Origin of the sequence: Pedobacter suwonensis, from assembly GCF_900111825.1 — a bacterium.
GTDB classification, from domain to species: Bacteria; Bacteroidota; Bacteroidia; order Sphingobacteriales; family Sphingobacteriaceae; genus Pedobacter; species Pedobacter suwonensis.
Genome location: NZ_FOJM01000001.1, coordinates 231149 through 243150 on the forward strand (window position 1 = coordinate 231149; position 12002 = coordinate 243150).

Sequence of the window (12002 nt, forward strand, 5' to 3'; positions counted from 1 at the left end):
GCTAGGTTTGCACGGCTACAAAAGAGCTTAGCTCGAATATTTAATCAGATACTCCACTCCTTTTTCAATTGTAACCTCGAACATTCCTTTTGAAATTTCTTTAATTTCTGCTCCTTTCGCTACTGGTTTCGTTTTACTCTTTATCCTGAGTTTACCCTTTCCGGTAGCAGCGCTCGCCTTGATTTCCCTTTTATTCATGTAAACTGAAATATCGCCGTTGGCAGTGGGTACTTTACCTTCCATCCAGGCTAAACCACCTAAATGGGGCTCAATGGTGTAGGTTTCGTAACCCGGAGAATCGGGACTTACCCCGAGGTAATATTTGCCGAGCAGGTAAATCGGGCTGGCTCCCCAGGCGTGGCAAAGGCTTTTTCCAAATGGCCGGCCGTACATGGCCAGGTGTTCGGTACCTTTTTTATCGGGATTATATTCCTCCCAAAAGGAAGTAGCACCCAGCTTGAGCATGCCTCCCCAATAGTTTTTCATCTCTTTTAATACATAGCTTTGTTCACCCATTGCACAAAGTGCTTCCAGCTCATAAAAACGCATGTAAGGTGTAGTAATTTTGTTGATGCTGTCGTTAAGCAATACATGTTCTTTTACGGCGATTTTTTGTTCGGGCGTAAAGTAATCGAAGAAAATCCCGAACATATTGGCGTAGCGCGTTACATTTTCTGTGGGCTGACCTGCTACCCTGCTATGCACCAAGGCGTGTTTGCTTTGATTCCAGTAAATATCGAATATTTTGGCTTTCAATGTTTTGGCTTGTTGTTCATATTTGGTGGCATTTTCGCTGTCGTTGGCCAGTTTGGCACATAATGCCATGGTTTCTAAATTGCGGGCGTAAAGCAGTTGCTCGAAGCTCACTTCCCCATCTTTACTCAACTTATCGGCCCAGTCTATAAAAATCCAGTCACCGGGCATCCATTCCAGCAAACCGTTTTTGTTTTTACGGCCATCAATATAAGTCATAAGTGATTGCATGCGGGGATAAATGTCCTGTACAAATTTTCTGTCGCCGGTAAATTTGTAATAATCGTAAATACCCAAAAACCAATAGAAAGAATAATCCATAATGGTATTGATGTGTGCCGTAACCGGATCTTTGCCGCGCTGGGCCAACAATGTTCTTTTCACGGTCGGCGCATCAAAAAACGAATAATAATTCATGAGGTAACTTTGGTAGGCATCGCCACTCCACACCCATCGGTCACGTTTTATGCCATCGATAAAAAATTCGCGGGTATTGAGGTGAAAAGTGTATTTGGCTACATCGTAAATCTTGTTCAGCTCCGCATCTGAAGATTTAAAACTTCCTCGCTCGGTAACGGGAGCATATTCATAAAGCATGGAGATAGAATCGGCAGAAACGCCATTTTCGGGCTGAAAATTCACATAGCGGAAAGCTTTGGAAAGCGGCATCACCGAATCTTTTTTGTTGGTAAGATCAATCTCCAGGTGATCCAGTGTTTCGCATTTATCTGTTGATAAGGCTTCTTCTTTCGATTCGCCATAATACAAACTCAATTTACCTTTGCCCTTTAAGCCATTCACTTTAATAAAACCGAAGGTTTCTTTCCCAAAATCGGCTATATAACCTGTGCCTGCCTTTTCTGTTTTAACAGCAGTATGCTTCACAACAGGTAACTTAAACGCAGAAGGCAGGCTGTAAGGATCGGTTAATCCCCAGGAGCCTGCAGAAACAAAGTTGGTTCCAGATTTATCGGAAGTTTTGCCACTGGCATCAATCCATTCTTTATCTTCAAAAGTGGTTAACCAGCTTTCATCTGATATAACGGTTTTACCCTGTACAAAAATGGCTGGCACTGTAGCCTGGCTATACACTTTCAGGCTTAGTTTATGCTTTCCGGCCGGGATTCGGATGGATTTCGGAAAGCCGGTTAGGGCCTGACCGTCAATTTTAACATTGTAAGTGCCTTCTACAAAGAGCTTAACTACTTCGGGCTCACTAAGGGTAAACTCTTTATGGAAATCGACCAGCACATAATGACTATCCATTTTCCAGAATACAGGGAAAAATGAACCACGTTCTGTTCTGCGGTTTTGCATCACATTGCTCATGTAGATATCAAAATCGCCGGGATACCAGATCCAGGATGCTTTTTGCGCAAAAGCGGGGATTACCATGGCTTGCAGCAGGGGAATCAGGAGTATTTTTTTTAGGTTTTTCATGTTGCTTGGTTTTAGCTACGGATAACTTAGGTTTATCAGGTTTTTATTTAGCCACGGATGGACACAGATTAACACGGATATAATGTGTTGTTATCTGTGTGTATCCTTTTTATTTGTGGTTCATAATTTGTGTCCGTAATGGGATAATTTAGGTTTTTCATGTTGCTTGGTTTTAGCCACGGATAACTTAGGTTTATCAGGTTTTTATTTAGCCACGGATGGACACGGATTAACACGGATATAATGTGTTGTTATCTGTGTGTATCCTTTTTATCTGTGGTTGATGTTAATGTCCGTTAAAGAAAATATAAAGTGCAACCATTACCATAGCCAATGCAGCCCAGGAAATCCATACAGTCTTATCTGGTTTTTCAATATTGGCTTCATGTTCTTCGTTGATGGTGTAAATACTTGGTGTTCTGTCTAAAAGCGAAATCAAAATGGCGATGAGCAATAAACCCATAAAGATCAGGAAGGATAACATGAGGTAGTGTGGCCAAAGGGTATATTCGCTGGGCGGTAAAACCCATAAATACATAATTCCGGTACTTAAACTCAGTATCGAACCGATGGATAGTGTAAAATTTATGGCTTTTCGGGTAGTCCGTTTCCAGAACACGGTTAACAGAAAAACCACTGAAAGTGGAGGCGCAATAAAACCCAGTACGGATTGGAACACATCGAAGAGGTTTAGACCTTTAATGTTATCGATGGCCAGCACGACAATTACCGCGAAAATACAACCGGCTATAACCGTTAAACGCCCAACATTGATGATCTGCTTATTGGTGGCGTTCGGATTGATTTTCTTCACATACACATCCATGGTAAATACGGTGCTTAACGAATTCAGCGATGAACCTATGGTGCCAACCAGAACCGCGATAAGCACCACGATTACCAAACCATTCATGCCTGGAGGAAAAAGATTGGTTACCATGGTCATGTAAGCTTCGTTAGGATCTTTCAGATTGGGAAAGAGGATATAACACAATATTCCGGTAACGATAAAGAGTGGCAGCGAAAGGATTTTTAGCCAGCCGATAAAGCTCACGCCCAACTGGCCCTGCTTCAGGTTTTTAGCGCCCAAAACAGACTGAACCATTGATTGATCGGTACAGAAAAAGGCTACAGCAGCCACCGGGTAGCCTAAAAGAATGGCATACCAGGGATATTTGGGATCGCTGGCAGGTTGTATGAGGTTCCAGAAATGTCCGGGTGTTTTGCTGTATAGTGCTGAGATTCCTCCAACCCTATGCAGGCCTAGTAAGGTAAGCGAAAGCGAAACCGCAATCAGTAAAATCATCTGGAAAATGTTGACTTTGGCAATGGCTTTCAAACCGCCAAAAAAAGTGAATAAGCCCGCAAAAGCAACCAAAACGGTGACTGACTGCCACATGGGGATGCCTAAAATCTGGCGGACTAAAAAACCACCGGCAAATAAACCTAACGATAGCCAGGAGATTAAAATCTTAACTAATGCATACCAGGCTAATATATTCTGGGTAGAATCGCCGTAACGGTCTCCCATAAATTCGGGCATGGTGCTCACCTTTGCGGCCAGGTACCTGGGGGCGAAAACAATGGCAAGCAGGAAAAGGAAAATAAAGGCATACCAATCGAAGTTTACGGCCACAATACCGGTGGTATAGCCGATACTGGCAAAAGCAAGCAGCATGGATGGGCCTACGTTAGTACCCCACATATTGAAACCAATACTGGCCCAGCCTAAAGATTTATTGGCTAAGAATAAGGTTTCATCATTGTTTTTTGTCTTCGGAAAACTGGCGCGGTACCCGATCACCATCAGGATGACAAGGTAGGAGATTACGATGATGTAATCTAAACTGGTTAAACGTTCTACAATGTTGTGCATTTGGTTAGTTTGGTTTTTTATTTGTTTGCCACAGAATTATTCTTTATCCGTCAGCGGTACATGCGCCTTAGTTTGTCTTCATTGCAAGGCACGAAGCAATTTTTATGAGGTATTTTCTACAGCATAAGTAGTAAGATTGCTTCGTCGTGCCTCCTCGCAATGACGAATTTCTATAATCCTATCGATTCCCGGCTAACGTTGTAACGCTATATTCTGTTGCCACGGAAACACGGATTAACACGGAAACTTTTATCTCGGTTTAATACTTTCCCGATATTTAGAGCATCTAACGAATTTGAATTCCGTGACTTCTGTGTTTCCGTGGCCGATTTTATATATAACATACATTTTAACTTTTGATGTGATACGAACTATTGCTTCTCAACAATCTGTGTCTGTCTTTTTCATCTGTGGTTTAATATTCTATAATCCTATCGATTCCCGGCTAATGTTGTAACGCTATATTCTGTTGCCACGGAAACACGGATTAACACGGAAACTTTTATCTCGGTTTAATACTTTTCCGATATTAAGCATCTAACGAATTTGAATTCCGTGACTTCTGTGTTTCCGTGGTCGATTTTTTATAACACACATTTTAACTTTTGATGTGATACGAACCATTGCTTCTTAACTATCTGTGTCCATCTTTTTCATCTGTGGTTTAATATTTTATAATCCTATCGATTCCCGGCTAATGTTATAACTGCTTAATATTTCCTCTATTTTTACCGGTAAACCTGTTTCGAGCGATTTATCCATGGCCTGCAAAAGCGCAATAGTTCCAATGCCTTCTTTTAAATCAGGGTAAGCGGTAAACTTGTTGTTAATGCTGTCGGCAAAATATTCCAGGTAGTTCTGGTATTCGCCGGCATGGTGGCTCTGGCCTTCGAAACGGAAATAATGTTTCAAAGTGGCATCGCCCCAGGTAATGATTTTTTCTTCGCCTGTTTTGGTGGTTACGGCATAACGCAATTCATGGTAATCGGCCTGGCTGGCCCCTTCTGTCCCCCGCAAAATACAGCTCATTCCACTATCGCGACTTGCAGGCTGGGTTGGTCCGGTGTAAGCACCACTTACGCGAGCAATTCTGCCATCTTTGGCCTTGAAGATAAAGTGCATGGTATCCTGGTTTTTTAAACCAGCTTTTTGCCCATTGCTGCTAAGCATACCATAGCCCATTACTTCTTCAATATCAGGCATATACCAGCGGATAAAATCGACAGGGTGACTTAAACCGCCATATAACCATTTGAACGATTGTTTTAGCGACCAGCCTTTTTCCAAAAACCACCGGTGATCGGCATGGTAGTGGCTTTCGATGGTAATTAACTCGCCGATCAGGCCTTTATCGAAATCTTTTTTCTGGCGCATAGCCGGTTCGAAAAAGCGCGAACTCTGACCGACGAAAATTTTCTTTTTGGTCTTTTTGCTCAGGGCCAGCAGTTCGTTGGCCTGCGAGAGATCATCAATAAAGGGTTTGGTACAAACCACGTGCTTATCGTGTTCCAAGGCCAGTTTGATGTGTTCAAAATGCAAATGATCGGGCGTGTAAATCGCAATCATATCAATTTTATCGCTTTTTAGCATATCGTTGTAATCGGTAGTCCAGTTCTGGAAATCGAACTCCAGAGCCCGTTCTTTGCAAAGTTTTTTATTGGCATCGCAAATCTGGATCAATTTGAACTTTTTGCTGGCCAGTGAGGCAGATATGGTGCTTCTGCCCTCGCCTAATCCTAGTATTCCTAATCTTAACATATTTATTTTTTTGTAAGCGTCATAATTTTAAGTGTCGTCATTGCTTCGTCGGCTGAAAAAGCCTTCTCGCAATGACGATTTCTCTATATCGGTTTAAAGAAAACCCAAACTTCGCCACGTTTTGTGCCTTCAATTCCTTCCTGGTATTTTTTCATTAATGCGTTCCATTCGTCTACCCTGGGGTTATTTTCCGTTGTTTTCAGGTTCAGTTTATCTAAATTTTCGCCTTTGGGTATGCTGATAATCAGCATGAGCTGGCGGCCTTTTTTAAAAATAACCAGCCTTTGAAAATCAGCATTGCAAAAGCCTTTTGATATTTCGGGCCATTTCTCAAACTGCGTTTTGTGGTAAGCGAGGTATTCTTTTTGCAGTTTTTCATCTTTCACCAGGTTGGCAGATAGTATAATATTGTCCCATTCTTTTACCGGTTCGGTTCCACATTGTTTTTTCCGGTCGAAATCGTAAAACACATCATTGTACAGTTTAATTTCACTGGCATTGAGTCTTTTTAAGGTTTGTTGGAGGCTCTCTGTTTTTAAGGTCGAGGTGTAAATGACCAGACGATTCTCCCAAAGGTAAATGGATGAAAGCAGCAGGTTATTTTCTCGGGCAAATGCGGTTAATGCTTTTTCGCCTGGTACTTTTCCTGTTTTAAAAATCAGCTCAAAAACCACAGGTTTATCTATCGCCTTATTAAACTGCCTGCTCCCAGAAATCGATGATTTATCCTTTAGCAGATATTGATATTGCGCTTCCAGACCAGCGTTTTCTTTGATTTTTTCGGCAACTCCAGGCCCGTTATTTTCCCATACATTATCTGGGCCATTGGCATTTTGCAGGTATTTTTCGCTGGGCGTCCAGTTATTTTTTATCGTGAGATAAGAAGATCCTTCGTCGGTGTAGAGGTAAAACCAATGGTCAGGTAAGTGCGCATATTTGGCCGTGTAAATACTGTCGATAACATTTTCGGTAATGAACGAACCAGGTTGTGCAGATAAGGTATAAATGCCGGCTACATCGTACATGTGTTTGCCATAATGATGAATTTTGTTGGCGCTAATGGTATTGTCCCTCATCGCATTTTTGGTTTTTGTCCAGCCCCATCCCATGCTAATCCCTGAATAGGATACATCACTGATTTCATTATGCAGGATTTTAAGTCCGCGTACGTAACCTGCACCAATACCAACAGCGCCCCAATCCTCGTTGGTTACGTCGGTAATCAGGTTATTTTCAATCCGGTTATCCGAGCAAATTTCACGTTCATCCGTTGGCTGGTAAGGTAAATGTACCTCGGTGGCTTCGTCAGAAAAAGTGCCCATTAGTATCCCTGATCCGCCGATATCTTTAAACAAATTGCCTTTAATCAGATTGTTGGTCGTCCCTTTTTGGTAATCGAGTCCGGTTGAAGCGTGGTGTTCGAACCTGCATGCCTCGAAATCGATATGATTGGCATAACTGATCTGGATGGCGGAAGCCGGACGCCCCACCCAGGCCTGGTTCTCCAATGTGCCTTTATCGGAAGTACCTGGTTGATCTAACTTATAGGCGTCGAGCATATACATACCTGCCTGGTGCGGTACATGGCCCTGTTTGGAAGGTAATAACCACGATGCATGCTGAAAAGATATCCCCTGGAAAGAAATATAAGCAACCGGATGATCGATGGTTCCTTCAATTTTAACTAAGGTTTCTAAAGCAGGTGCAACCACATCTGCCTGAAGCATATTCTGCTTTGCTTTAGGCCAGTAATAAACTTTATGGTGCTGTAAATCCTCTAACCACTCGCCCGGTTCATCTAAGAACTGAATGGCATTGGTTAAATAATAGGCAGAATTCCCGGTTTTATCCGAAAGCCACGGCGCTGGCCATGGGTGTTCTGATTGTATGCGGCTTTCGGGCTGTAAAAAGGAAAGTTCGGCAGTGTTCTGCTGTGTTTTTACTGATTTTACCCGCAAATTAGCAATCGCCCACCACTGGTGGATGACCATTTCGATGCCTTTAGCCCCGTTGAGGCTGATGTTTTTATTTAAAGGGATTTTGCAGGTCTGTGATTGGGCATCCCAGGACAAAATGCGGTTCATGGCATCGCCGTTAGCATCTTTGGCCCTAACAGCCTTACTATCATTCACCCAAAGCTGTCTGAACAATAAAGTATTATCGGCAAACATAGGTGCATCAGCCACCCAAACTTTACCCATGGCATTTTTAGGTAAGCCTGCAACCGGGCTAGTTAATTTTTTCCAGCCTTTGACTTTTACGCCACCACTAAAAATAACTGTAGCGCCTGGAGCCGCCATAATCCGGGTGGGACTTTCTTTGGTGCCCGAATCTTCGGGACGAAGCACAATAGCTTCATCTAAAGTGTAATAACCATTTTCGATAATGATATGAATCCCACCTTTAACTGAACTATCGTTTAGCCTGCGCAACTCCCTGGCCTTCCGGATGGCAAAATGTAAGGAAGCCAATGGTTTTTCCTTTGTGCCGGTACTGCGATCTGAGCCCAATTTGGAGACATAAATATCGGCTGCGAATAATTGCGCGCACATTAAATTTAAAATCAGCAAAATGGTTAGGTAGGTTCTCATAAACAAGGGTTATCCGGCTTGGAAAATAGATTTCAGGTATTTGGTATTGGCGGTAAAGTTGTACTTCACATTGGTAGGTTGTTTGGCATCGCGACTGCGTTCTATAACCAGCCAGCCACTCCAGCCCATTTCATCTAACGTTTGTTTTACCTTTTTGAGGTCAATTTTGGGGTCATTTTCGAGCCATACACCATCTTCATTGGTCGCATGGACCTGAATAATATTTTTCCTGCCCAGTATTTTTAGTTCCTGGTTTAAATCGCGACCATTTTTAATTGCATTGGAAAAGTTGAAATAGCTTTTGATGTGTTTACAATTGATTTCTTTCAGCAACTGTAGTTCGCCTTTTGCGTCGAGTGAAGTTTCAATACCGATAACCACCCCTGCTTTGGCCGCCATTTTACCAGCAACTTTTAAACGTTCAACAATCGGTGCCCTTAATTCGGGATTTTTAACCAAATCGCCCTGTACGCCAAGCGGTAAAAAAATAACCTTAATTTTCATGGCTCTAGCAGTATCTAAACAATCCTGAAGCATTTTTTGATAGGTTGGTCGTTTGGCAAAAGACTGGGCATAAAAACCGGTCATGGCAAGGGAACAAAATTCGAGATGAAGTGCGTTTGCTTTTTCGAGGTATTGCGCTCGGATGGCCGGATCTGCCAGTTTATTATCAAAGGTTTCCCGGTCGCCCAGCCCGCCCATATCAATTTCCAATCCATCGGCACCAATTTCACTGGTCAGTTCTAAAGCACTTAATTTCTGGCGTTTGAGGATCATTAAATCAATTACTGCCACTTTGTACCTGCGCTTTGAGCTTGCAGCCAGCAAAACATCGGGCAACATTAAGCTCCCGCCAATTAAGGCAAGATGTTTGATAAAGGTTTTTCTGTTCTGGTATTGCATCATTTAATTCTGGCTTTTTGGAAACAATTTTTGCAGGTTTTCAAAACCCATTACAGCATTTTTAGGCAGTTTTTCACCTTTATCGCCGAAAACATACATGGCATTTTCTTTTTCGATGGTTACTTTGCTTTCATCGTACTTTCCGGCTTTGTTTTTAACAGAATTGCCATTGAGTTTGAAATATTTAACCAGAAAATCGTAAAGGGCAATGCGCTTATTCGGACCGAAGTCATGTTTCTCATCTGGTAAATGCACGTTTTCTACTTTATCCTTTACGCCATAATAGCTGTACATTTTTTGCAGGTATGGGAAATCATGTTCAGGAGTATGGGCGGTCCAGTCGCTACCATCTGATACGAGCAATTGTGGACGCGGTGCAGCCATTGCCGCAAGTTCCACATTATCTGTTCCACCCCCACATTGGTGAATGGGCATACCGCTTTCGCACGGACAGCCGCCATAAAAGTAGGATGACATGGCTACCACAGGGGCGCTGAGTTTAATGCGGTTATCCATTGCGGTCATTAAAATGCAATGGCTGCCGGCGCCCGAACCACCACTAATGGCCACCCGGTTGGTGTCGGTTTCTTTTAGTGAAGTGAAATAATCTAAAATGCGGATTCCTCCAAGTGTTTGTACGGTTTGCGACAGGCTTTTTCTATGGTCTTCGTATTTAAACTGCAACATCGATTCGCCCCAGGCGAAGAGGTCGTAACTAAAGGCCATAGCCCCCATACGGGCTATCATGGCACAACGGATCTGGCAATCGGGACGGTAACGCTGTTTTTCCCAATGTCCATCAGGACTTAAGATTACCGGTATTTTTCCTCTGATATTTAGTGGTTTATAAAGTGATCCGCTGATCCAAACGCCTGGTAAAATCTCTAAAGCAATGTTTTCTACTGAATAGCCATCAAAAATTCGTTTAGCAGTAATAATTAGGTTCGAATTGGGCTTGGCCGGTAAAGGAGATAATTGCAAAGCCTCAAAAAGCTGAGGTTTAATCAATGCTTTCCGTTTCTCCCAGCTGTCCCGATCGCTGTATTTTGAAGCTAAACTATCGAGATAAGCCCAGCCATCCTGTACTTCCCAGCGGTAATATTCATATTCTTTAAGCTTATAAACGCCTGCTTTCTCTTTGTTCACCTTCATATCCAATGGAGTAAGTACATTGGATAAAGTTTCATCTACATCTGCCCGAAAGCGCCAGTTTGCATAGTTTACCCACTTATCTTTTACCTGTGGCTCGGCATATTTAATTTTTACGTGATAACGATTTTCAATATCCTTAAGTACTTCTAATAGAGGTTTTTTATACGCATGATCTGAATTTTGGGTTTGGGCGAAAGTGGTAAACGAGAAAATAGACAGTAGTAAGATGATAATATTTCTTTGATAACCACTCAGTCGATCGTCATTTCGACTGAAGCCAGCCGGCTTTTCGCCGGGTGCGAAATGGAGAAATCTACTTACACAGATTTCTCGACTGCGTTGCACTCCGCTCGAAAGGACGTATTTAAATAAATTTATCATTTAACCCTCCTCGTTTTTAGTTTCAGTAATTACCGGTGCGGTATATCCCTTTAGTTTTGGCCAAATGCCATTTTTAATTTTCTTCAATTTTAATTTTGAAGGATCTACTACTACGTGTTTGATTTTCTCCCTCCGCCAGGTATAAATGAAATGCAACATGCCATCAGTCGTTTGAATAACAGCGGGATAAGAATACTGGCTGATGGGCGAATCTTCTAAAATCAATGCCGCGTACCAGGTTTTACCATCTTTAGAAACTGAAACATTTAACGGTGTGCGCGCACCCTTGGCCAAATCGCCGGGAGGCAATACATGGTTGTAAACCAATACCTGTCTGCCATCTTTCAGCGTAACGGCATCGGTACCTGAATTGTTGTTGGGTAAAGTGGTTTTGGTCAACGGCGACCAGGTTTCGCCATTATCTGTAGACCATGATTCGGCGATGGAGCGGTTTGCGGTACGCGCTAAAATCTGAAGTTTACCTTTTCCATACTGTAAAATACTGGGTTGGATGGCTTTAATTCCGTTTTCCTGCAACGGCCCTACTGTACGCCAGGTTTTGCCGTTATCTTTGGTTACTTCGAAATGTATTTTCCAGCCATTACCTTCACGGCTTGATGGCGCAAAGAGATTTCCGTTGCTCAATAAAACAGGCTTATTTTTAACCGGACCGATATTTCCATTTGGCAGTTTTGTAGCATCCGACCAGGTTTTACCGCCATCTTTTGAACTGCGCATCATGCCCCACCACTCAGATGGTTTAGGCCCTATTTTATAGAACAACAATAAATCGCCCCCTGGCAATTGGTACAGAACGGGATTCCAGGTAGGTAAGCGTTTGCCATCGGCCAAAATACCATTGGCTACAGAAACCGGTGCCAGCCATTTTCCATCAACAAAACGGCTGATGTAAATCTCCACATCGGGATTCCGCTCTTTGGTCCCCCCAAAAAACGAGGCCACTAAGCCTGTCGGGGTTTCGGCAATGGTAGCTGAGTGGCAGGACGGAAACGGAGCCTTATCGTATAAAAACTCCTGTTTAACGATTCCGGTTTGCCATTTTTCTACCTGGGCATGGGCAGTAAGCGTGAAGGCTGCTGCGGCTATGGTTAAAATTCTTTTGAATATCATACTTATTAGTTTTGGTC

7 protein-coding genes are annotated in these 12002 nt (G+C 42.7%); all 7 read right to left on the reverse strand.

What is annotated here, in order from left to right; genetic code table 11:
• Positions 1–27: 27 nt before the first annotated feature.
• Positions 28–2193, reverse strand: coding sequence for an alpha-L-rhamnosidase-related protein (locus BM107_RS00935; RefSeq protein ID WP_090979318.1), 2166 nt, complete (start codon positions 2191–2193; stop codon positions 28–30).
• Between the two features lie 286 nt (positions 2194–2479).
• Entirely contained in the window at positions 2480–4069 is a 1590-nt protein-coding gene (locus BM107_RS00940) for a sodium:solute symporter family transporter (protein WP_090979320.1), read from the reverse strand.
• Positions 4070–4741: 672 nt separating this feature from the next.
• On the reverse strand, positions 4742–5827 hold the full coding sequence (locus BM107_RS00945; protein WP_090979322.1) for a Gfo/Idh/MocA family protein: 1086 nt from the start codon (positions 5825–5827) through the stop codon (positions 4742–4744).
• Positions 5828–5910: 83 nt separating this feature from the next.
• A complete protein-coding gene (locus BM107_RS00950; RefSeq protein ID WP_090979324.1) occupies positions 5911–8418 on the reverse strand; it encodes an L-rhamnose mutarotase in 2508 nt (835 codons plus the stop codon).
• A gap of 9 nt (positions 8419–8427) precedes the next feature.
• Entirely contained in the window at positions 8428–9324 is an 897-nt protein-coding gene (locus BM107_RS00955) for a sugar phosphate isomerase/epimerase family protein (protein WP_244278684.1), read from the reverse strand.
• On the reverse strand, positions 9325–10854 hold the full coding sequence (locus BM107_RS00960) for a DUF4974 domain-containing protein (RefSeq protein WP_244278685.1): 1530 nt from the start codon (positions 10852–10854) through the stop codon (positions 9325–9327). It abuts the gene before it with no gap.
• Positions 10855–11985 carry a sialidase family protein gene (locus BM107_RS00965; RefSeq protein WP_090979326.1) on the reverse strand — a complete coding sequence of 377 codons (1131 nt, stop codon included), beginning with the start codon at positions 11983–11985 and terminating at the stop codon, positions 10855–10857.
• Positions 11986–12002 lie beyond the last annotated feature (17 nt).